Origin of the sequence: Shinella sp. WSC3-e (genome assembly GCF_945994535.1) — a bacterium.
Taxonomy (GTDB): domain Bacteria; phylum Pseudomonadota; class Alphaproteobacteria; order Rhizobiales; family Rhizobiaceae; genus Shinella; species Shinella yambaruensis.
Genome location: NZ_OZ000530.1, coordinates 1,398,668 through 1,419,903, shown reverse-complemented (window position 1 = coordinate 1,419,903; position 21,236 = coordinate 1,398,668). Strand labels below are relative to the sequence as shown.

The following is a 21,236-nucleotide window of genomic DNA, read 5'->3' as shown; positions in this document are numbered from 1 at the left end:
CACCTCGTCATCTCACACAGGGACTCCATAAAATGACGACTGCCAATGAAATCCTCAAGCAAATCAAGGAAAACGACGTCAAGTTCGTCGACCTGCGCTTCACCGACCCGCGCGGCAAGATGCACCATGTGACAATGGACGTCGGCGTCGTCGACGAAGACATGTTCGCCGATGGCGTCATGTTCGACGGCTCCTCGATCGGCGGCTGGAAGGCGATCAACGAGTCCGACATGGTGCTGATGCCCGATCCGGCGACCGTGCACATGGACCCGTTCTTCGCGCAGTCCACCATGGTCGTCATGTGCGACATCCTCGACCCGGTCTCTGGCGAGAGCTACAACCGCGACCCGCGCGGCACGGCCAAGAAGGCCGAAGCCTACCTGAAGGCCTCGGGCATCGGCGACACCATCTATGCCGGCCCGGAACCGGAATTCTTCGTCTTCGACGACGTCAAGTACAAGGCCGACCCGTACAATACCGGCTTCAAGCTGGACAGCTCGGAACTGCCGTCCAACGACGACACCGACTACGAGACCGGCAACCTCGGCCATCGCCCGCGCGTCAAGGGCGGCTACTTCCCGGTTCCCCCGGTCGACAGCTGCCAGGACATGCGCTCGGAGATGCTGACCGTCCTTACCGAGATGGGCGTCACCGTCGAGAAGCAGCACCATGAAGTGGCGGCCGGCCAGCACGAGCTCGGCGTCAAGTTCGACACGCTGGTGCGCAGCGCCGACAAGGTGCAGATCTACAAGTACGTCGTGCACCAGGTCGCCAATGCCTATGGCAAGACGGCGACCTTCATGCCGAAGCCGGTCTTCGGCGACAACGGCTCGGGCATGCACGTGCACCTGTCGATCTGGAAGGATGCGAAGCCGCAGTTCGCCGGCGACGAATATGCCGGCCTGTCGGAAACCTGCCTCTACTTCATCGGCGGCATCATCAAGCACGCCAAGGCGATCAACGCCTTCACCAACCCGACGACGAACTCCTACAAACGTCTCGTCCCGGGTTACGAGGCGCCGGTGCTGCTCGCCTACTCGGCCCGCAACCGCTCGGCCTCCTGCCGCATTCCGTTCGGCACGGGTCCGAAGTCCAAGCGCGTCGAGATCCGCTTCCCCGACCCGCTCGGCAACCCCTATCTCGGCTTCGCCGCCATGCTGATGGCCGGCCTCGACGGCATCAAGAACAAGATCCATCCCGGCAAGGCCATGGACAAGGACCTCTACGACCTGCCGCCGAAGGAGCTGAAGAAGATCCCGACTGTCTGCGGCTCGCTGCGCGAAGCGCTGGAAAGCCTCGACAAGGACCGCAAGTTCCTGACGGCCGGCGGCGTGTTCGACGACGACCAGATCGATTCCTACATCGAGCTGAAGATGGTGGAGGTCATGCGCTACGAAATGACCCCGCACCCGGTCGAGTTCGACATGTACTACTCCGCCTGATAAGCGGCGTTTTCAAACGAAGAACCCGGCCTCAGGCCGGGTTTTTTTTGTCGGGGAGCGTTTGGATCCTCGGGTCGAGCCCGAGGATGACGAAGGAAGGGATGACGGGCGAAAACAGGCAAGCGAACCGCATGCCGCACCGTTCGATAGGCCGCCAGCCTCTCCTCCCCGCCGTCATCCTCGGGCTCGACCCGAGGATTAAATCGCGCGCGATGCCCGTCTTGAGAAAAGCGCGCGCTACGGCTGGAGCCGCTGCTTGAGCAGGTTGAGATATTCCTCGTTGCTGTCGTCGGTGGCGCTCGTGGCGGCGGCGGCTGGCTTGCAGGCGGGCTTGTAGTCGAGCGCCATGCCGGCCTTGACGCAGACGCCGACCTGCCAGCCGGGCGGCAGGGCGGTCAGGTCCACCGTCTTCCATTTCGGATGGCCCGTCGTCTTCAACTTGTCGAGCCCGGTGACGATGAGGTTGGAGAAGTCCGCCACGGTCTTGCAGCTGTCCCGGTGATAGGCGTTGCGCTTGGTGTCGTAGTCGTAGGTCATCATCACGGCCTTGACGGCGATGAGGTCGACCGGCTTGTCCTGGAAGGAATAGGTGCCGGCCTCGATGCGCGAGGGCGTGTAGGTGGCGAGCAGCGGCGCCTCGGTGATCGGCACGAGGTGGAACTTCGCCTTGTCGATGGTGTTGCCGGTGAAGAGCGAGGCGGGCGCGCCGGCGACGTAGAAGAAGGCGTCGATCTCGCCGGAGAGGAGTTTCGGCAGCGCCTCGTCCGGGTTGATGTCCATGCGCTCGCCGGCCTTGACCTGCAGGATGTCCATGATGAGCGTTGCGGTGAGGAAGGTGCCCGAATCCTTCTTGCCGACCGCGACCTTCTTGCCCGCGAGGTCCTTGAGGCCCGCAATGTCGTTGCGGGCGAGGACGTGGATCTCCTCGTTGTAGAGCGGGAACATGATGCGCACGCCCTTGACCGCCTTCTGCACCTCGGGATCGTTCTTCTCGAAGGTCTTCAGGTATTCGAGCACGTCGCTCTGCACGATGCCGAACTGAGTGTTGCGGCGGTTGCGCACGCCGACGAAGTTCTCCAGCGATCCGGCGCTTTCGAGGACATTGAGCGTCTGGCCGCATTCGGCGCCGAGCGCTGCGATATCGCGGCCGATCTTGATATAGGTGCCCTGCGGGCCGCCGGTCATGATGTTGCGTTCGAAATCCGCAGCCGAAGCGCCTGCGACGGAAAGCGCAAGCCCGAGCACGGCCAAAAGAACAGATCGCTTCATTCCCACTCTCCCTTGGGGTCTGTACTCAATCACGATAGGTGCCCTGCAGCACGCTCAACATTGCGGCTCAGCAGTCGCTGTCGAGGTCGCGCATGAGATTTCTGAGCGCGAGGACCGGAATGCGCCGGAAGACGCCGCCGAGCGCGCTCGTCACGCATTCACCCGCCGTCAGCGAGCGTTCGAGCTGCTCGCGCTGCAGGCTGGTGAGGGCATCGAGGCCGGGCGTTTCCCGCATCGCCTCTGCCACAAGCGTTCCATCGCGCGGATTGAGCGCCTGGATGGAGGTGTCCCGGGCAGCCTCCCCGGTCGCGTCCTTCTCCTGCTCCGCCTTGCGGCTGTTGTCGTTCGGCTGCCTGGGCAGCGCCATGCAGCTTGCCGCCTCGAGCGCCTCGACCTGCCCCGTCAACGCCTTGGTGCGCTCGCCGAGGGCGGCGATCTCCTTGTCCTTGCGGGTGATCTCCTCCTTGAGGGCCGGCAGGTTCCTCGTGCGCAGCGCCTCTTCCGCCTTGCGGACCGTTTCCAGTTCCTCGCGCAGGGCCGCGGTCTGGGTCTTCAGGTCATCGGCCTCGGCGCTGCGCGTCGCGGCCTGCTGGCTGCAGGCCTTCTCGAGGCTGGCGATCTTGTCGCTCTGGAGCGACAGCCGCCGCTCGCGGTCCTTGACGGCGTCTTCGGCCTTCGTCTTCAGCGCTTCGGCGTCCGCGACGCGCTGGCCGAGCAGCTGGAGCCTGCTTTCGAGCGCCGGCACGACCTCCTGCGCGAGTTTCGTGCGTTCGGCCGCAATCACCGCCACATCCGAATCCGACGCGCTTGCATCCTTGCGCAGCGCCTCGACCTGGCGCCGGAGCGTGCCGTTCTCCTCGGTCAGCGCCTGCGCCTTCTGCGTGCTTTCCTCCACCTGCGCGGCGCGGGCGTCCAGCTCGCGGGCAAGCTCGGCGATGCGCCTGTCGCGCGCTTCGACTTCGCCCTGGGGAACGGCGTCGTCCATCATGCGGAAGGCGCCGTAGCCTGCGGCACCGCCGAGCGCCAGGCACACCACGGAGGCGAACAGGATGCCTCCGATGCCACTGCCCGCCGCCGATCCGCTACCGCTCCTGCCCCACTGATTGTTCATGCCATCCGACCCACCTGAGACGTTCCTTTCGAGGTACGCCGAAACCACCCTTGGCGCAAGCGCGCCACCCCCTGGATAAAGACGTGCGAGACGCGCGAACTATTGATGTTTCGGCGTATTTACCCAAATATAAGTGGAAAGGTAGGTACGCCATGAAGATGCGTAACGCAAAATTTGCCATTGGCGATGTCGTCCGCCACCGGGTTTTCCCCTTCCGTGGCGTGATCTTCGACGTCGATCCGGAATTCGCCAACACGGAGGAGTGGTGGAACGCCATTCCCGCCGAAATCCGGCCATCGAAGGATCAACCGTTCTATCATCTCTTCGCGGAGAACGACGACACGGAATACGTCGCCTATGTCTCGGAACAGAACCTCGTGGCGGATGAAAGCGGCAAACCGATCCGCCACCCCCAGGTCCGCGCCCTGATGGACGTGGAAAAGGGACATTACCGCTGGAAGGAAGAGAGCGGTATCTTCCACTGAACCACCCCTTCCGCCGCCCCAACAAAAAACCCGGCCGATGGCCGGGTTTTTCATGTTCCTGCGAAGCGGGACGCTTACTGGCTCTTGGCGGCCTTCTGGGCCTCTTCGAGCTTCTTGCGGGCTTCCTCCGCCTTCTTCTGCATTTCTTCCTGCAGCAGGCGCTGGCGCTCTTCGAGCTGCGACTGTTCGATCGGCTCGCCGTCGAACACGCCGGTGAACCCTTCGAGCGAGATCTTGATCGGGTTCGGCGCGCGCTGGAAGTTGACCGAGGTCAGGACGAGCTCGCCGCCCTTCTTGAGGCTGGAGATCATCTGGTCGGTCAGCGGCACTTCGGCGACGCACTTGTCGGGCATGCAGATGGCGTAATCGAGCTTCTGCGCCTTGCCGCCGTCGATCTGCATCTGGACGCCCGGCGGGATCAGGCGGGCGCTCGGCACGGAGACCTGCATGATCTTGCGGTTGGTCTTGCCGGCGACGGTGATGAGGCCGACCGCGGTGATGAGCTGGCCGCTGTTGGCCGTCAGCAGGTTCTGCACGATGCAGACATCGTTGTCCTCCTGCTTGGTGCAGACCTTGAACCAGCCCTTCGGCGGTGCAGCCTGCTGCTGTGCCAGAGAAGCGGACGGAGCAGCCGCCAGGGCAACGGAAGCAGCGAAGGCGGAAAGCACGGTCCGCTTGATGAGGTGCGATGTGAAGATCATAACGAGTTCGGTCTCCTGAAAATCCGGTGCCGGAGCGACAGCGCCCCTCCTGGGTCCCACTTGGGCGATTGGTCAGCCGTGCGCTCTCCTGTCGGCGAAATGAGGCAATTGCATGACCCGCTTCGGGGAACCCTGTTACAATGGGCCGCGCCGGATATCCAGCCTTTCTTGATGAAATTCCCGCGTGCATCGGATTTCCGCACCTGCCACGCTGCCGTCTCGTTTCGAGCGCGTATAATGGCGAGAATCATCCGGACCCCCATGAGGAGACACACTTGCGCCCCTTCCTGATGGCCTGTGCCGCCGCACTGCTCGGCCTGCCCGCCGCCCTCGGCCACGCCGCCCCGCTCCACGGCATCGCCATGCACGGCGACCCCGCCCTGCCGCCGGACTACAAGCATTTCAGCTACGTCAATCCCGCCGTGAAGAAGGGCGGGCGCATTGCCTACGGCGTCGTCGGCACCTTCGACAGCCTCAACCCCTTCATCCTCAAGAGCATGCGCACCACGGCGCGCGGCATGTGGGACCCGGAATTCGGCAATCTCGTCTACGAATCGCTGATGCTGCGCTCGCGCGACGAGGCCTTCACCATGTACGGCCTGCTCGCCGAAAGCGTGGAATGGGACGACGACCGCAGCTTCGTCGAATTCCACCTCAACCCCAAGGCGCGCTGGGCCGACGGCAAGCCGGTGACGCCCGAGGACGTCATCTTCACCTTCGAGCTGCTGCGCGACAAGGGCCGTGCGCCCTTCAGCATCCGCCTGAACGGCGTGGAGAAGCTCGAGAAGACCGGGGAGCACAGCGTCCGCTTCACCTTCAACGAGAAGGGCGACCGCGAGGCGCCGCTCCTGATCGCGCTCTCGCCGATCCTGCCCAAACACGCCACCGATGTGGAGACCTTCGACCGGTCGTCGCTCGCCTTTCCGCTCGGCTCCGGACCCTACAAGGTCAAGGCCGTGAAGCCCGGCGAGCGCATCGTCTACGAGCGCGATCCGAACTATTGGGGCAAGGACATCCCCTCGAAGGTCGGCTTCGACAATTACGACGAGATTTCCGTCGAATATTTCCTGCAGGACAATTCGCTGTTCGAGGCCTTCAAGAAAGGCGCCGTCGACCTCTACCAGGAGGGCAATCCGACGAAATGGGCGCGCGGCTACGATTTTCCCGCGGTCCAGTCCGGCACGGTCATCAAGGATGCGGTGAAGTCGAAGCTGCCGCCGGTCATGTTCGGCTTCGTCTTCAACACGCGCCGCCCGGTCTTCCAGAATGCGGAGCTGCGCAAGGCGCTGCTCTATGTCTTCGATTTCGAATGGGTCAACCGCAGCCTGTTCGAAAACGCCTATACGCGCACGGAAAGCTTCTGGCAGAACACCGACCTGTCATCGCTCAACACGCCGATCGACGCGCGTGAGCGCGAGATCCTCGGCGACGCGGTGAGCCGCATCGACCCCGCCGTCCTCGAGGGCACCCATCGCCTGCCGGTGACCGACGGCTCGGGCCGCGACCGCAAGGTGCTGCGGGAGGCGATGAACCATTTCAGGAATGCGGGGTATTCCATCAAGAACGGCCGCATGGTGGATGCATCCGGCAAGCAGCTCGCCTTCGAAATCATGACGCAGAACGCCGACCAGGAGAAGCTCGCCCTCGCCTACCAGCGCTTCCTTTCTGCTCTCGGCGTCCAGGTCAGCCTCAGGACCGTCGATGATTCGCAGTATCAGAGCCGCAGCCAGATCTTCGACTACGACGTCATCATGAAGGCCTTCCTTTCCTCCCTGTCGCCGGGTCTCGAACAGGTGCGGCGCTGGGGATCGCAGGCGCGCGACACCGAAGGCAGCGAGAGCTTCGCAGGCGTCGCCGATCCAGACCTCGACCGCGTCATGGCCGCCATTCTCTCCGCGCGCACGGCAGAGGATTTCCGCTCCGCCGTGCGCCTCCAGGACAGGATGCTGCTGTCCGGCAACTACATCGTCCCGCTCTATCATCTGGGCGAGCAATGGATCGCGCGCAACAAGCACATCGGCCGGCCGGAAGCGACGCCGCTCTGGGGCTTCCAGCTCCCCGCATGGTGGGACGAGCGGGTACAATAAAGGGGGTATCCCCAGAATTGGGGTTACCGCAAGGTAACCTGTTGAAAGCCGCGGCAAGCCGGCCTATCTCGGCGGTGAGAGCGTCGCGCGTCCTTCGGAACGCACGCAGACGCGGCAGAGAGTTGACTGCGCCGCGCGGCCCGCAAAACGCGGCTTGCGCGGCGGCCGGGATTGTCCGGCGCTTGAAAGGAAACCCGGATGGAAGCCATTACGATCGATGTCGTCTCCGACGTCGTCTGCCCCTGGTGCTACCTCGGCAAGAAGCGGCTCGACAAGGCGATCGAGGCCGTCGGGGACGATCTCGTCGTCGCCGTGACGTTCCGCCCCTACCAGCTCAATCCCGACATGCCGGCCGAAGGGATCGATCACAAGAAGCACCTTGCCGAAAAGCTCGGCGGCGACGAGGCCGTGACGCGCGCGCACGAGATGCTGGCGGGTCTCGGCCAGGAAGCCGGCATCGCTTTCGACTTTCCCGCGGTGAAGATCAGCCCGAACACGCTCGACGCCCACCGGCTGCTGCGCTGGGCGATGATCGAAGGCCCCGAGGTTCAGAACCGGGTCGCGGTCGCCCTCTTCAAGGCCTATTTCGAGGAAGGCCGCAATGTCGGCGACCGCACCGTCCTACTCGACATCGCCGAAGCCTGCGGCATGGACCGGGCCGTCGTCACCGCCCTGTTCTCGGCCGGCGCGGATGTCGATTCGGTCAAGGAAGAGATCGGCATGGCCCGCGACATGGGCGTGACGGGCGTGCCCTGCTTCATCATCGACAACAAATATGCCGTGATGGGCGCGCAGTCGGTGGACGTGCTGACCAACGCCTTCCGCGAGATCGCGGCCCTGAAGGCGCAGGAGCGCATCGGGAAGAACTGAGCCGGTAGGGTGCCCCTCATCCGGCTACCGCCACCTTCTCCCCGCAAGCGGGGAGAAGGAAGATGGGGCGACGCTTCATTCCTGTTCAAATGATTCAATGGGGAGGAAACCGTTGCCATATCTCCTTCTCCCCGCTTGCGGGGAGAAGGTGGCGGCAGCCGGATGAGGGGCGACCCTACGCCCCCTGCTTCGCCAGCCCCGCAAGCTGCGTCATCACCTGCGCCGCACCGGTCAGCCGCTTTTCCGGCGTCGGGTAGTCGCGGGCGAGGAACAGGCTCTGGTCGGGCCGGATCTTGGCCAGCGTGCCCTGCTTGGCGATATAGCCGACCAGCGCAGCCGGGTTCGGGAATTCCTTGTGGCGGAACTGCACGACGACGCCCTTCGGGCCGGCATCCAGCTTCTCGACATTGGCCACGCGGCAGAGCGACTTGATGTAGACGATCTTCAGGAGATGCTGCACCTCGACCGGCAGCGGCCCGAAGCGGTCGATGAGCTCGGCGCCGAAGGCGTCGATGTCGCCGAGCTCGGTGATCTCGCCGAGGCGGCGGTAGAGGCCGAGACGCAGGTGCAGGTCCGGCACGTAGTCGTCGGGGATCATCACCGGCGTGCCGACGGAGATCTGCGGCGACCAGCCGGTGTCCGTGACCTCCTCGTCGCCCTTGATTTCCGCGACGGCCTCTTCCAGCATCTGCTGGTAAAGCTCGAAGCCGACCTCCTTGATATGGCCGGACTGTTCCTCGCCGAGCAGGTTGCCCGCGCCGCGGATGTCGAGGTCGTGGCTGGCGAGCTGGAAGCCCGCGCCGAGCGTATCGAGCGATTGCAGCACCTTCAGGCGGCGCTCGGCCGTGCCTGTCAGCGTGCGGTTGACCGGGAGCGTCAGCAGCGCGAAGGCGCGCACCTTCGACCGGCCGACGCGACCGCGCAGCTGGTAGAGCTGGGCGAGGCCGAACATGTCGGCGCGGTGGATGATCATCGTGTTCGCCGTCGGCACGTCGAGGCCCGATTCGACGATGGTCGTCGAGAGCAGCACGTCGTAGCGGCCCTCGTAGAAGGCGTTCATGATGTCTTCGAGTTCGGTGGCCGGCATCTGGCCATGCGCGACGGCGACCTTCAGCTCCGGCACGTCCTGACGCAGGAAATCGTGGATTTCCGCAAGATCGCTGAGGCGCGGGCAGACGTAAAAACTCTGGCCGCCGCGATAGTGCTCGCGCATCAGCGTCTCGCGGATGACGAGTGGATCGAAGGGCGAGATGAAGGTGCGCACCGCCATGCGATCGACCGGCGGCGTGGTGATCAGCGAGAGCTCGCGCACGCCCGTCATGGCGAGCTGCAGGGTGCGCGGGATCGGCGTCGCCGAGAGCGTGAGCACATGCACGTCGCTCTTCAGCTCCTTCAGCCGTTCCTTGTGCTTGACGCCGAAATGCTGCTCCTCGTCGATGATGAGAAGGCCGAGATTGGCGAACTTGATCGACGAGCCGAGCAGCGCGTGCGTTCCGACGACGATATCCGTCTTGCCCTCGGAGAGTTCCTTCTTGGTGAGCGCCAGTTCCTTCGAGCCGACGAGGCGGGAGGCCTGCTGCACGCGGATCGGCAGCCCACGGAACCGGTCGGAGAAAGTCTTGAAATGCTGGCGGGCAAGCAGCGTCGTCGGCACGACGACGGCGACCTGCACGCCGTTCATCGCCGCGATGAAGGCGGCGCGCAGCGCCACTTCCGTCTTGCCGAAGCCGACGTCGCCGCAGACGAGCCGGTCCATCGGCCGGCCGGCCCCGAGATCCTCGCGCACGGCATCGATGGCGTTCGCCTGGTCGTCGGTCTCGTCATAGGGGAAGCGGGCGGCGAATTCGTCGTAGACGCCCTCCGTGGAGACGAGCACCGGCGCATGGCGCACGAGGCGGGCGGCGGCGATCTGGATGAGGCCGTTCGCCATGTCGAGCAGGCGCTTCTTCAGCTTGGCCTTGCGCGCCTGCCAGGCGGCGCCGCCGAGCTTGTCGAGCAGCGCATCCGTGCCCTCGCCGCCGTAGCGCGACAGGAGGTCGATGTTCTCGACGGGCAGGAAGAGCTTCGCCTCGTCCGCATAGACGAGTTCGAGGCAGGCATGCGGCGCGCCGGCGGCCTCGATGGTTCTGAGGCCGACGAAGCGGCCGATACCGTGCTCGGCATGCACGACGATCGAGCCCTCGTCGAGCCCGGCGACCTCGGTGATGAAATCCGCCCCGCGCTTGCGGCGTTTCGAGCGCCGCACCATGCGGTCGCCCAGAATATCCTGCTCGCCGATGACGACCACATCGCCGGCCTCGAAGCCGCTTTCGAGGCTGAGCACGGCAGAGCCCGCCTCGCCGGGCTTCAGCTTGCGGAGATCGGAGAACTTCCCGACCGGCACGACATTGCCGAGGCCATGTTCGGCGAGCACCTGCAAGAGGCGGTCGAGCGAGCCTTCCGACCAGCCCGTCACCAGCACTTTCGCGCCGGAGGCCCGCTTGTCGGCGATGTGCTTCACCGCCTGGTCGAAGACGTTGACCCGGGCGCTGTCCGCATCCTCGCTGCCGGCCGGCCGCGCCCAGCGCATGCCGGGCCGCGCGGCAATGGTTTCGACATGCCGCGCCTCGCCCTCGTGCTCGTTGAAGGGCGAGAGGCGGATGGCGTCGCGCTCGTCGAGATCGCGGGCGAAGCGTTCTGCGTCGAGATAGAGGAGGCCCGGCGGCACCGGCTTGTAGGGCGTCGCCTGCGCCACCTGGCCCTTGCCGGGCGTCGCGGACGCCACGCGCGCCTCGTAGTAGTCGCGCACGAGGCGGGAGCGTTCTACGGCCGCCTCACGCACCGTATGGTCCGTGACGATACGGAAGCCGGCAAGATAGTCGAAGGCGGTTTCGAGGCCGTCGTAGAACAGCGGCAGCCAGTGCTCCATGCCCGCATAGCGCCGGCCCTCGGAAACGGCCTGGTAGAGCGCGTCGTCGCGCGTCGCGGCGCCGAAGGAGGAGAGGTAGTGTTTTCGGAAATGCGAGATCGTCTCCGGCGTCAGCGTCACCTCGCTCATCGGGTTGAGGTCGAGGGAGCGCGCCTGGCCGGTCGTGCGCTGGCTGGCGGGATCGAAGGAGCGGATGCTCTCCAGCGTATCGCCGAAAAAATCGAGGCGCACCGGCTCGCCGCTGCCGGGCACGAAGACGTCGAGGATGCCGCCGCGCACCGCATATTCGCCCACCTCGCGCACCGTCGCGACCCGCTCGAAGCCGTTGCGTTCCAGCCGGGCGGCGATGTCGTCCATGCGCACCTGGTTGCCGGGGCGGGCGGAAAAGGCAAGGCTCTCGATGATCGCGCGCGGCGCCGTCTTCTGCAGCATGGCGTTGACGGTGACGAGCACGATGGCCGCATGCGGCTTCTTCTGGTGGGCGATCAGCGCGGAAAGCGCAGACAGGCGCCGTGCGGAGACTTCGGCGCTCGGCGAGACGCGGTCATAGGGCAGACAGTCCCAGCCGGGCAGCGTCAGCACCGGAATGTCCGGCGCAACGAAGCCGAGCATCTGCTCGAGATCGGAGATGCGCTGGCCGTCCGACAGCACATAGGCGAGCGGGCCGCCGGTGCGGGCAAGCTCGGCGAGGATCAGCGGCTCGACGCCGGACGGCACGGCGCCGATGGTCATCGGCCGGCCGGCCGCCGCGACGCGTTCGGGGGAAAATCCGGGGATCATGCGCGGTCGTCTTTGAAGAGCGGCGAGAAATCGGGGCGGTAGGCGGCGATGCGCGAAAAGAGGCCGTCGCGGAACGCGTCCGGCACCGGCTTTTCCCCCGTCACCCACTTGATGAGGTCGTTGTCCTCCTCGGCCATGATGCGCTCCAGCTCGTCGAGCTCGATCTCGGAAAGCGTCTCGATCTCCGCGTCGGCGAAAGCGCCGAGCACCAGGTCCATCTCGCGGATGCCGCGATGCCAGCAACGGAAGAGGATGCGCTTGCGGCGCGGGTCGATCTCGGCGCTGGAGCGTGTCGTGCCCGTCATGATCGTGCTCGCTTTTCTTTCACTCAGGTATAATTCCGCGTTTCTATAGACCGGCAAAAGCCGCTTGTCAGCCTTGCCAAAGCGTCCCGGTCCGGCGATTTTGGCCGCCATGAGACCCGCATTGCTCGATCCGCTCTTCGCTCCCCTCTCCTCGCTTCCCGGCATCGGCCCGAAGCTCGGCGATCTCTTTGCGCGCCTGCTCGGCCAGGAGAGCATCGAGGACTGCCGGGTCATCGACCTCGTCTTCCATTTCCCGCACTCGATCGTCGACCGGCGCAACCAGCCGGGCATCGCCCATGCGCCGCAGGGCGTCATCGTCACCATCACCGGCCGTGTCGACCGCCACCAGCCGCCGCCGCCCGGAAAATCGAGCCAGCCCTACCGCGTCTTCCTGCACGACGAGACCGGGGAGCTGGCGCTCACCTTCTTCCGCGTCAAGGGCAACTGGCTGGAAAAGGCCCTGCCGATCGACGAGACGGTGGTGGTGAGCGGCAAGGTCGACTGGTTCAACGGCCGCCCCTCCATGGTGCATCCGGACTATATGGCCCGGCTCGGCGAGGCGGACACGGTGCCGCTGGTCGAGCCCGTGCACGGCCTTACCGCCGGCCTCACCGCGCGCGTGCTGCGCAAGTCGGTGGAGGCGGCCGTCGCGCGCGTGCCGCACCTGCCGGAATGGATCGAGCCGACATTGCTGCAGCGGCAGGGTTTTTCCTCCGCCTTCGACGCCATCCACCGCCTGCACGATCCGCGCGACGAAACGGATCTCGACCCGCAGGCCCCCGCCCGCCGCCGCCTCGCCTATGACGAGTTCCTGGCGGGCCAGATCTCGCTTGCCCTGGTGCGCCAGCGCCTGCGCAAGGTCGCCGGGCGGCCGGTGGTGGCGACCGGCGCGCTGAGCGGTCCGGTGATCGATGCCCTGCCCTTCTCGCTGACGGGCAGCCAGCAGGTCGCGATCGCCGAAGTGCTGAAGGACATGGCGGGCGAGCAGCGCATGCTGCGGCTCTTGCAGGGCGATGTCGGCGCGGGCAAGACGGCGGTGGCGCTGATGGCGATGCTGGCGGCCGTCGAATCGGGCGGACAGGCCGTGCTGATGGCCCCGACGGAAATTTTGGCGCGCCAGCATTTCGCCACGCTCTCGCGCATGGCGGCGCCCGCCGGCGTCACCATCGACGTCCTGACCGGCCGCACCAAGGGCCGCGAGCGCGACGCCATCCTCGAGCGCATCGCCTCCGGCGAGACGCAGATCGTCATCGGCACCCATGCGCTCTTCCAGGACAATGTCGCCTACAGGGACCTCGTGCTCGCCGTGGTGGACGAGCAGCACCGTTTCGGCGTCCACCAGCGCCTGCGGCTGACGGCCAAGGGCATCTCGCCCCACATGCTCGTCATGACCGCGACGCCCATCCCGCGCACGCTGGTGCTCGCCGCCTTCGGCGACATGGACGTGTCGAAGCTCACGGAGAAGCCCGCCGGCCGCAAGCCGATCCAGACGGTCGTCATGCCGCAGGAGCGCATCGGCGACATCGTCGACCGGCTGCGCACGGCGCTTGCCGAGGGCAAGAAGGCCTACTGGATCTGCCCGCTGGTCGAGGAGACGGAGGAAAGCGAGCTGATGTCCGTCGAGGAACGGCATGCAACGCTCGCCAGCGTCTTCGGCGATGCGGCCGGTCTCGTGCACGGGCGGATGAGCGGGCCGGAGAAGGACGCCGCCATGCAGGCCTTCAAGACCGGAGAGACTCGGCTTCTGGTGGCGACGACGGTGGTAGAGGTCGGCGTCGACGTGCCGGATGCCTCGATCATGGTGATCGAGCATGCCGAGCGCTTCGGGCTTGCCCAGCTCCACCAGCTGCGCGGCCGCGTCGGGCGCGGCGCGGAGGCGTCGAGCTGCATCCTCCTCTACAAGGGGCCGCTCAGCGAGAACGGCCGGGCGCGGCTTTCCATCCTGCGCGAGACGGAGGACGGTTTCCGCATCGCCGAGGAGGACCTGAAGCTGCGCGGCGAGGGCGAGCTTCTGGGCACCCGCCAGTCCGGCACGCCCGGCTTCCTGGTGGCCAGCCTCGAAGCGCATGGCGACCTTCTCGAAATCGCCCGCAAGGACGCCGCCTATGTGCTGGAGCGCGACGCGGACCTGACGAGCGAGCGCGGCGAAGCGATCCGCACGCTGCTCTATCTCTACCGCCGCGACGAGGCGATCCGGTTCCTGCGCGCCGGCTAGGGTTTGTACTCCCACGGAAGGGCGGAAACGCGCCGGCCACAAAATCGTGATTTCGCCGAGACTGCGCGTGAGCGCATACTGTCCCTCGCCTCAGCGAAGAAGGAGAAATGCCATGAAGACAGTTCTCGCAGTCGCAGCAATGCTCGGCCTTTCGGCATCCGCCGCCTTTGCGGATTGCGCCTGGCACAACAAGGTCAGCGCGGAAGCCAAGGTCGACAAGACCATCACCACCGCAAGCGTCACGACCACCCAGAAACAGTCCCGCCTGCCGGCGGAGGAAAGCAAGATCATTCTGGAAGACCAGAAGGACGCAGCCGTCACCGAATAGCCTTTTCCGGCCGCCCCTTCGCGGGGCGGCTCGAAGGCTGGACGCCGACATCATCCGCGCCTCTCTCTTCGTGTCCGCGAATCTCCTGAGACATCTTCTTCTTGCTCTCCCCCGACGTCATCCTCGGGCTTGACCCGAGGATCCAGGCATCACGGCACGCCCCTCCTTTGTCGCATGGATCCTCGGGTCAAGCCCGAGGATGACGGAGGGAGATTTGAGGATGACGGAGGAGAGGTTTGAGGATGACCCAGGAAAAGCTTGGGGACATTCCGGGAGAAGCCTGATGATGGGATGTGGCTCAGAGAGCGGCCCTTCCAGGCCCTCCCTCAGCCCTTCTTCTTGCTCTTCGCCTTGCTCGATCCTTCCTCGCTCTCGACGAGCTGGAGCGGCTTTTCCGGCGGCGTGACGAGGCCGACGGAGATGATGAGCTTTGCGGCGTCCTCCGCGCTCATGTCGAGCGGCACGATCTTCTCCCGCGGCACATAGACAAGCCACCCGGCCGTCGGGAACGGCGTCGGCGGCAGGAAGCAGGCGACCATGTCCTTGCCCATCGCCTTGAACTTCGTCGCGATCTCGCCGCGCGCATCCGTCGCCACGAAGACGATCGCCCACAGGCCCGGGCTCGGATATTCGATCATCGCCGCCTTGTTGAACGAGGTGCCCTTGTCCTTCAGCACCGTCTCGAAGATCTGCTTCAGGCTCTTGTGCACCGTGCGCACGAGGGGCGTGCGGTTGAACAGCCCGTCGCCGAACTCGACGATGGTACGGCCGATGAGGTTCTTGCCGAGGAAGCCGACGAGCGTGATCAGCACCAGCGCCGTCAAGAGGCCGAAGCCGGGGATGGCGAACTGGAGATAGTTTTCCGGGTTGTACTGCGCCGGAATATAGGGCTTCACCCAGCTGTCGGCCCATCGGATGAAGGTCCAGGTCAGCCAGATGGTGATGGCGATCGGCGCGCAGATGACGAGGCCGGTCAGGAAATTGTTGCGCAGTCGCATGGCAAGCGACTGCCTCGGAACGAGGTCGGTCATCGGATATCCAGCACCTGGCGAGCGTGGGAGGCCACTCAGCCGTAGAAACCCGGATGATAGGAAACGGTTCCCCCGCCGTAAACCGGTGAAAACGCCACACGCATGAAATACTCCGGCGGCACGCCGTCGAGGGTCAGCTTCGGATCGGCCGCAAAGCCGAACCGGCCGTAATAGCCGGGATCGCCGAGCAGTACGCAACCGGCCGCGCCGAGAGCCTTGAGGCGCTGCAGCCCCTCCTCGACGAGCCGGCCGCCGATGCCCTCGCCCTGCCGGGACGGATCGACGGAAATCGGGCCGAGGCCGTACCAGTTTGCGCTGCCATCGGAAACCGTGACCGGCGAGAAGGCGACATGGCCGATAATCACGCCATCTGATTCCACCACCAGCGAGAGCGTCAGGGCGCCCGCGGCGCGCAGGCGGTCGATGATGACGTGCTCGGTGCCGTCGGCATGCGGCGCCGTCCTGAAGGCCGTTTCCGTCAGCGCGCGGATGGCGTTGACGTCATCGGGCCGTTCCGGGCGCAGAAAGATCATTCGACCGTCACGGATTTGGCGAGGTTGCGCGGCTGGTCGACATCCGTGCCCATGAAGACGGCGGTGTGATAGGCGAGAAGCTGGATGGGCAGCGAATAGATCATCGGCGCGATGATCTCGTCGACATTGGGCAGCACGATCGTCACCATGGTCTCGAGTTTCGAGGCGGCGGCGCCCTTCTCGTCGGTGATGAAGATGATGCGTCCGCCGCGCGCGGCGACTTCCTGCATGTTCGAGACGGTCTTTTCGAAGAAGCGGTCATGCGGGGCGATCACGATGACCGGCATGTTCTCGTCGATCAGCGCGATCGGCCCGTGCTTCAGCTCGCCTGCCGCGTAGCCCTCGGCATGGATATAGGAGATTTCCTTGAGCTTCAGCGCGCCCTCCATGGCCAGCGGATAGCTGGTGCCGCGGCCGAGATAGAGCACGTCCTTGCACTTGGAGAGGTCGCGCGACAGCTGCTCGATCGACGGCTGGATGGTGTTGAGCACGCTTGCCATGATGCGCGGCATCTCGGCGAGGTGGCGCACCAGCGTCTTCTCCTCCGCCTCGCTGATCGTGCCGCGCGCCCGGCCCGCGCCGACGGCGAGCGCGGCCAGCACGGCAAGCTGGCAGGTGAAGGCCTTCGTCGAGGCGACGCCGATCTCCGGGCCGGCGAGGATGGGGAAGACGGCGTCCGATTCGCGGGCGATCGTCGATTCCTTCGTGTTGACCACGGCGCCGATCTTGAGGCCGTTCTCCTTGCAGTAGCGCAGCGAGGCGAGCGTATCGGCCGTCTCGCCGGACTGCGAGATGAAGAGCGCGGCGGAGGCCGGGTTCAGCGGGATCTCGCGATAGCGGAACTCCGAGGCGACGTCGATCTCGACCGGCAGGCGGGCATAGCGCTCGAACCAGTATTTGCCGACAAGGCCGGCAAGATAGGCGGTGCCGCAGGCGGAGATGGCAAGGCTCGGCACCTTGGCGAAGTCGATTTCCTCGGCGATCGGCCGCACCGTATGGGCGAGGAAATCGACATAATGGCTGAGCGCGTGGGAGATCGCCTCCGGCTGCTCGTGGATTTCCTTCTCCATGAAGTGCCGGTGGTTGCCCTTGTCGACGAGGTAGGCGGCGGCGGACGAGACCTGGCGCGGGCGCTCGACGCGGTTGCCGTCGATGTCGAAGAGGAAGACGCCGTCGCGGCCGATCACCGCCCAGTCGCCGTCGACGAGATAGGTGATCTCGTTGGTGAAGGGAGCGAGCGCGATGGCGTCGGAGCCGAGGAACATCTCGCCGCGGCCATGGCCGATGGCGAGCGGCGGGCCGCTGCGGGCGGCCATGATGGTGGACGGGTCGTCCTGGAAGATCACCGCGAGCGCATAGGCGCCGGTGACGCGGCGCAGCATGGCGTGCATAGCCTCGCGCCGGCCGAGGCCGTCGCGGCGGTATTTCGCCACGAGCTGGGCGACGACTTCCGTGTCGGTCTGGGTGGTGAAGGTCGCGCCGCCTGCGGTGAGCTCGTCCTTCAGGTCCGAGAAGTTCTCGATGATGCCGTTGTGCACGACGGCGACGCCCTCGACGAAATGGGGATGGGCATTGGCCTCCGTCGGCGCGCCGTGCGTCGCCCAGCGGGTGTGGGCGATGCCGATCGTGCCGGCGAGCGGCTCCTCGGCGAGGCGCTTTTCGAGGTTGAAGAGCTTGCCCTCGGCGCGGCGGCGCACCAGCCTGCCGTCGACGATGGTGGCAACACCGGCCGAATCGTAGCCGCGGTATTCAAGGCGCTTCAGCGCATCGACGAGGCGACCGGCAACAGGCTGGGTTCCGACGATACCGACAATTCCGCACATGGGCCGCTCCGCAGGTTCGTTTCGTTCAACTCTATTCGTTTCGTAGTGGTTTTTTGCCGCAACGCAACACGGCGGCACTCACTTTCGATTGCAAGCGTTAATGCGGGCAGCAACCTATTCGGCCGCCTTCTTCCTGGCTGCCTTGGCCGCCTGGTTGCGCTCGCGGACGAGCACGGCCCTGCCCTCCTTGTTCTCCTGCCGGGCCCTCCCGAAGGCGACGGCATCGTCCGGCACATCCGTGGTGATGACGCTGCCCGACGCGACATAGGCGCCATCGCCGATCGAGACGGGCGCGACGAGCGACGAATTGGAGCCGATGAAGGCATTGGCGCCGATGCGGGTCAGGTGCTTGTTGATGCCGTCATAATTGCAGGTGATGGTGCCGGCGCCGATATTCGTCTTCTCGCCGATGATCGCATCGCCGATATAGGTCAGGTGGTTAACCTTGGCGCCCGCGCCGATCTCCGCCTGCTTCACCTCGCAGAAATTGCCGACCTTGGCGCCCGCGCCGAGATGGGCGCCGGGCCTCAGGCGCGCATAGGGGCCGATCTCGGCGTCGGCCGACACATGCGCGCCCTCGATATGCGAGAAGGAATGGATGACGGCACCCGATTCGACGGTGACGCCCGGGCCGAAGACGACGTTCGGCTCGATCGTCACGTCCTGGGCGATCCTGGTGTCGTAGGACAGGAAGACGGTCTCCGGCGCGATCATCGAGACGCCATCCAGCATCATCTGGCGGCGGCGGCGCTGCTGCCAGAGCCGCTCGATGACGGCAAGCTCGGCGCGGGTGTTGCAGCCGGTCAGCTCCTCCTCGGGCGCCGCGACGGCTATTGCCCGCCCGCCGGCCGCGCGCACCACTTCGACGATGTCGGTGAGATAGTACTCACCCTTGGCATTGGCGTTGCCGATGCGGCCGATGAGGTCGAGCGCCTTGCGTCCGTCGATCGCCATCAGGCCGCCGTTGCAATAGGTGATGGCGCGCTCGGCCTCGCTCGCGTCCTTCTGCTCGCGGATCGCCAGCAGTTCGCCGTTCTCCACGATCAGCCGGCCGTACCCGGTCGGGTCCGCCGCCTCGAAACCGATGACGACGACATCCGCGCCGCCGGCAAGGCCGGCACGGGCGGCCGTGAGCGGCGCCTCGGTGACGAGCGGCGTATCGCCGAAGATGACGAGCACGTCGTCATAGCCCTTCGCGATGGCCTCGCGCGCGGCCAGCACGGCATGGGCGGTGCCGAGCCGTTCGGTCTGGATGTGCACCGAGCTCGTCACCGCGGGGTTCTGCGCCGCCGCCTCGACCTTGTCGGCATCGCGGCCGAGCACCAGCGCGATATCGGAAATGCCGGCAGCGGCCAGCGCATCGACCACATGGGCGATCATCGGCCGGCCGGCCACGGGATGCAGCACCTTCGAGCGGGAGGACTTCATCCGGGTGCTTTCGCCGGCGGCCAGGATGACGGCCAGGCAGTTGCGCTTCGTTGCAATCATGAGAATCCTCGTTCACCCGAAATCGACGCCGTTCCTTAGCAAAAACGGGGCGGAGGAGACAAAGGGATTCCGCGGATGAGCGACAAAGGCCGCCCGCCCGTTCATGAGGAGAGCTTCTCCACCCGGGCCGAAGCAGGAGGATTTCTCAGCTGGCGCTGCTGCGCAGGCGGCTTTCCGTCAGAAGCCCGCTCTCGTCGAGGATCGGATAGGCGACCGAGACGAGGTGGGCGTTGACGCGCTTCAGGTCGCGCAGCATGTCGAGATGCAGCGAACTCGTCTGGAGGCTGTCGAGCCGCCCGTCGCGCAGGCGCGCCAGATGCTTTTCGGACGACTGCTTCTCCATCCGCCGCACATCCACCTTCACCTCGACGAGCTGGCGCGCCAGCCCCTCGTCGCGCGTGACGAAGATCGTCTGGGCGATGCGCAGGTTCTCGATCGTCAGGTTGAAGAGGTTGGCGAGTTCCTTGTAGCCGTCGTCGGAGAATTTCAGGCCGTTGGTGATCTTCTTGCGCACCTGCTCCTGCAGGCCCTTCTCGATGATGTCGCCGACATGTTCGAGGTTGATCGCATAGTCGATGATGACGATGGAGCGCGCCGCGCTTTCGCCGGTGATGCCCTGCCGGCCAAGGCGCGAGAGGTAGATCTTCACCTCCTGCTGCAGGGCGTCGACCTGCCGCTCCAGTTCGCCGACATCCTTCAGCGGCGCCAGGTTGTTGTCGTTGAACGCCCGCATCGTGCGGATCAGCATGGATTCGATGATGTCGCCGATGCGCAGGACCTCGCGCGTTGCGCCGGACAGCGCCACGACCGGGTTCGAAAGCGCGGAATCGTCGAGATATTTCGGCCCCGTCTCCGGCTGCTTTTCTTCCGGCACGAGCTTTTCCATCAGCTTGGAAAGCGGGCCGGACAGCGGCCAGAGGACGAGCGCCACCACAAGGTTGAACGCAAGGTGCACGTCGACGGGAAGCTTCGTGGCCGGGAGCGGCAGGAGGGCCAGCAGCTCGGCGACCTGCCCCGCGAAGGGCAGCACGGCAAGGCAGCCGACCCCGCGCACGAGGAGGTTTCCGAGCGTGACGCGGCGGGCCGAGGCGGCCGCCTTCAAGGTGGCGATGACCGGCGGCACGGCGCCCCCGAGATTGGCGCCGAGCACCAGGATGACCGTCAGGGCCGGCGACAGGATGCCCATCGCCGTCAGCGAGATGATGAGCACGACGACGGCAAGGCTGGAAGACGAGATGATGGCAAGGACCGTCGAGAAGGCGAGCGCCACGGGCCAGGCGCCGTCGAGCAGCGTCAGGAAGGCGCCGAGCGCCGGAGACTGGCGCATCGGCTCGGTCGCAAGGCTGAGCAGGTGCAGCGACAAGAGCATCAGGCCGATGCCGACCAGGGCGGAGCCGAGGCCCTGCCGGGCGGTGGAACTGCTCGATTTGTAGAAGACGATGCCGATCAGGATGACGAGCGGGGAAATCGATTCGATGCCCGTCGCCACCAGCCAGGCCGTGACGGCCGTGCCGACATTGGCGCCGAGCAGCACGATCTGCGCCATGCGCGCCCTGACGAGGTTGCGCTCGACGAAGGAGGCGATCATCAGCGCCGTCGCCGTCGAGCTCTGCAGCGCGACGGTGGCGACGAAACCGGCGAAGAAGGAGCGGAACGGCCCGCGCGTGCCGAGCGCCAGGCCCGAGCGCAGCCGCACGCCGAAGGCGCGCGTCATGCCGTCCTTCACCTGCGCCAGGCCGAAGAGCAGCAGCGCAACCGCGCCGAAAAGATTGATCATGACGATCGTGGATTCCACGTTCTGCCCTCCTTCCGGCCGGTGGAAACGGGACTCACCGGCCTGATCGCGCATCCGAGCACGAA

General features: G+C 65.7%; 16 protein-coding genes. 6 read left to right on the top strand and 10 right to left on the bottom strand.

All coding sequences use genetic code 11. The features are described from left to right. Nucleotides 1-32 precede the first annotated feature (32 nt). Nucleotides 33-1,442 (top strand): type I glutamate--ammonia ligase, encoded by a 1,410-nt coding sequence (gene glnA / locus AABF56_RS07195; protein ID WP_272805417.1) that lies wholly within the window; start codon nt 33-35, stop codon nt 1,440-1,442. 237 nt (nt 1,443-1,679) lie between these two features. Here the strand turns inward: glnA and AABF56_RS07190 are convergent, their stop codons facing one another. Beyond that, complete coding sequence (locus tag AABF56_RS07190) at nt 1,680-2,711, bottom strand: TAXI family TRAP transporter solute-binding subunit (RefSeq protein WP_272805416.1); 1,032 nt, start codon at nt 2,709-2,711, stop codon at nt 1,680-1,682. 67 nt (nt 2,712-2,778) lie between these two features. Then, complete coding sequence (locus tag AABF56_RS07185) at nt 2,779-3,822, bottom strand: hypothetical protein (protein WP_272805415.1); 1,044 nt, start codon at nt 3,820-3,822, stop codon at nt 2,779-2,781. Nucleotides 3,823-3,974: 152 nt separating this feature from the next. On the opposite strand from AABF56_RS07185, the gene hspQ reads away from it, so the two are divergent. Further along, nucleotides 3,975-4,307: a heat shock protein HspQ gene (hspQ, locus tag AABF56_RS07180; RefSeq protein ID WP_244765538.1), complete on the top strand. Its 333-nt coding sequence runs from the start codon at nt 3,975-3,977 to the stop codon at nt 4,305-4,307. 74 nt (nt 4,308-4,381) lie between these two features. Here hspQ and AABF56_RS07175 read toward each other — a convergent pair whose 3' ends face one another. Next, nucleotides 4,382-5,008: an invasion associated locus B family protein gene (locus AABF56_RS07175; RefSeq protein WP_244765539.1), complete on the bottom strand. Its 627-nt coding sequence runs from the start codon at nt 5,006-5,008 to the stop codon at nt 4,382-4,384. A gap of 290 nt (nt 5,009-5,298) precedes the next feature. Between AABF56_RS07175 and AABF56_RS07170 the strand changes: the two genes are divergently transcribed. Together AABF56_RS07170 and AABF56_RS07165 are read left to right on the top strand one after the other, a co-directional pair. Continuing rightward, entirely contained in the window at nt 5,299-7,095 is a 1,797-nt protein-coding gene (locus tag AABF56_RS07170) for an extracellular solute-binding protein (RefSeq protein ID WP_272807458.1), read from the top strand. A gap of 198 nt (nt 7,096-7,293) precedes the next feature. Then, nucleotides 7,294-7,965, top strand: coding sequence for a DsbA family oxidoreductase (locus tag AABF56_RS07165; protein WP_272805414.1), 672 nt, complete (start codon nt 7,294-7,296; stop codon nt 7,963-7,965). A 175-nt stretch (nt 7,966-8,140) separates the two neighbouring features. Here the strand turns inward: AABF56_RS07165 and mfd are convergent, their stop codons facing one another. Then, complete coding sequence (mfd, locus tag AABF56_RS07160) at nt 8,141-11,653, bottom strand: transcription-repair coupling factor (protein ID WP_272805413.1); 3,513 nt, start codon at nt 11,651-11,653, stop codon at nt 8,141-8,143. Then, a complete protein-coding gene (locus AABF56_RS07155; protein ID WP_272805412.1) occupies nt 11,650-11,958 on the bottom strand; it encodes an FAD assembly factor SdhE in 309 nt (102 codons plus the stop codon). Before AABF56_RS07155 ends, mfd begins: the two co-directional genes overlap by 4 nt. A 109-nt stretch (nt 11,959-12,067) precedes the next feature. Between AABF56_RS07155 and recG the strand changes: the two genes are divergently transcribed. Together recG and AABF56_RS07145 are read left to right on the top strand one after the other, a co-directional pair. Beyond that, nucleotides 12,068-14,173 (top strand): ATP-dependent DNA helicase RecG, encoded by a 2,106-nt coding sequence (gene recG / locus AABF56_RS07150; RefSeq protein ID WP_272805411.1) that lies wholly within the window; start codon nt 12,068-12,070, stop codon nt 14,171-14,173. Between the two features lie 112 nt (nt 14,174-14,285). Next, on the top strand, nt 14,286-14,501 hold the full coding sequence (locus tag AABF56_RS07145; RefSeq protein ID WP_244765545.1) for a hypothetical protein: 216 nt from the start codon (nt 14,286-14,288) through the stop codon (nt 14,499-14,501). Nucleotides 14,502-14,827: 326 nt separating this feature from the next. Here the strand turns inward: AABF56_RS07145 and AABF56_RS07140 are convergent, their stop codons facing one another. The 5 genes from AABF56_RS07140 to AABF56_RS07120 all read right to left on the bottom strand — a co-directional run bounded on the left by AABF56_RS07140 (nt 14,828) and on the right by AABF56_RS07120 (nt 21,171). Continuing rightward, nucleotides 14,828-15,532 carry a DUF502 domain-containing protein gene (locus AABF56_RS07140; RefSeq protein WP_272805410.1) on the bottom strand — a complete coding sequence of 235 codons (705 nt, stop codon included), beginning with the start codon at nt 15,530-15,532 and terminating at the stop codon, nt 14,828-14,830. 35 nt (nt 15,533-15,567) lie between these two features. Beyond that, a complete protein-coding gene (locus AABF56_RS07135; protein WP_272807457.1) occupies nt 15,568-16,062 on the bottom strand; it encodes a GNAT family N-acetyltransferase in 495 nt (164 codons plus the stop codon). After that, the gene (gene glmS, locus AABF56_RS07130; protein ID WP_272805409.1) at nt 16,062-17,888 is read right to left on the bottom strand and encodes a glutamine--fructose-6-phosphate transaminase (isomerizing); all 1,827 of its coding nucleotides are present in this window, start codon (nt 17,886-17,888) and stop codon (nt 16,062-16,064) included. Before glmS ends, AABF56_RS07135 begins: the two co-directional genes overlap by 1 nt. A 114-nt stretch (nt 17,889-18,002) precedes the next feature. Further along, nucleotides 18,003-19,376, bottom strand: a complete 1,374-nt coding sequence (gene glmU / locus AABF56_RS07125; protein ID WP_272805408.1) for a bifunctional UDP-N-acetylglucosamine diphosphorylase/glucosamine-1-phosphate N-acetyltransferase GlmU — start codon at nt 19,374-19,376, stop codon at nt 18,003-18,005. A 145-nt stretch (nt 19,377-19,521) separates the two neighbouring features. Continuing rightward, the gene (locus AABF56_RS07120) at nt 19,522-21,171 is read right to left on the bottom strand and encodes a Na/Pi cotransporter family protein (RefSeq protein WP_272805407.1); all 1,650 of its coding nucleotides are present in this window, start codon (nt 21,169-21,171) and stop codon (nt 19,522-19,524) included. Nucleotides 21,172-21,236 lie beyond the last annotated feature (65 nt).

Excerpts from the sequence above, each read along its gene's own strand:
- mfd (WP_272805413.1), bottom strand. The coding sequence starts at position 11,653 with ATGATCCCCGGATTTTCCCCCGAACGCGTCGCGGCGGCCGGCCGGCCG.
- recG (WP_272805411.1), top strand. The coding sequence starts at position 12,068 with ATGAGACCCGCATTGCTCGATCCGCTCTTCGCTCCCCTCTCCTCGCTT.
- AABF56_RS07165 (WP_272805414.1), top strand. The coding sequence starts at position 7,294 with ATGGAAGCCATTACGATCGATGTCGTCTCCGACGTCGTCTGCCCCTGG.
- AABF56_RS07185 (WP_272805415.1), bottom strand. The coding sequence starts at position 3,822 with ATGAACAATCAGTGGGGCAGGAGCGGTAGCGGATCGGCGGCGGGCAGT.
- AABF56_RS07190 (WP_272805416.1), bottom strand. The coding sequence starts at position 2,711 with ATGAAGCGATCTGTTCTTTTGGCCGTGCTCGGGCTTGCGCTTTCCGTC.
- glmS (WP_272805409.1), bottom strand. The coding sequence starts at position 17,888 with ATGTGCGGAATTGTCGGTATCGTCGGAACCCAGCCTGTTGCCGGTCGC.
- glmU (WP_272805408.1), bottom strand. The coding sequence starts at position 19,376 with ATGATTGCAACGAAGCGCAACTGCCTGGCCGTCATCCTGGCCGCCGGC.
- AABF56_RS07145 (WP_244765545.1), top strand. The coding sequence starts at position 14,286 with ATGAAGACAGTTCTCGCAGTCGCAGCAATGCTCGGCCTTTCGGCATCC.
- AABF56_RS07175 (WP_244765539.1), bottom strand. The coding sequence starts at position 5,008 with ATGATCTTCACATCGCACCTCATCAAGCGGACCGTGCTTTCCGCCTTC.
- glnA (WP_272805417.1), top strand. The coding sequence starts at position 33 with ATGACGACTGCCAATGAAATCCTCAAGCAAATCAAGGAAAACGACGTC.
- AABF56_RS07140 (WP_272805410.1), bottom strand. The coding sequence starts at position 15,532 with ATGACCGACCTCGTTCCGAGGCAGTCGCTTGCCATGCGACTGCGCAAC.
- hspQ (WP_244765538.1), top strand. The coding sequence starts at position 3,975 with ATGAAGATGCGTAACGCAAAATTTGCCATTGGCGATGTCGTCCGCCAC.
- AABF56_RS07170 (WP_272807458.1), top strand. The coding sequence starts at position 5,299 with ATGGCCTGTGCCGCCGCACTGCTCGGCCTGCCCGCCGCCCTCGGCCAC.
- AABF56_RS07155 (WP_272805412.1), bottom strand. The coding sequence starts at position 11,958 with ATGACGGGCACGACACGCTCCAGCGCCGAGATCGACCCGCGCCGCAAG.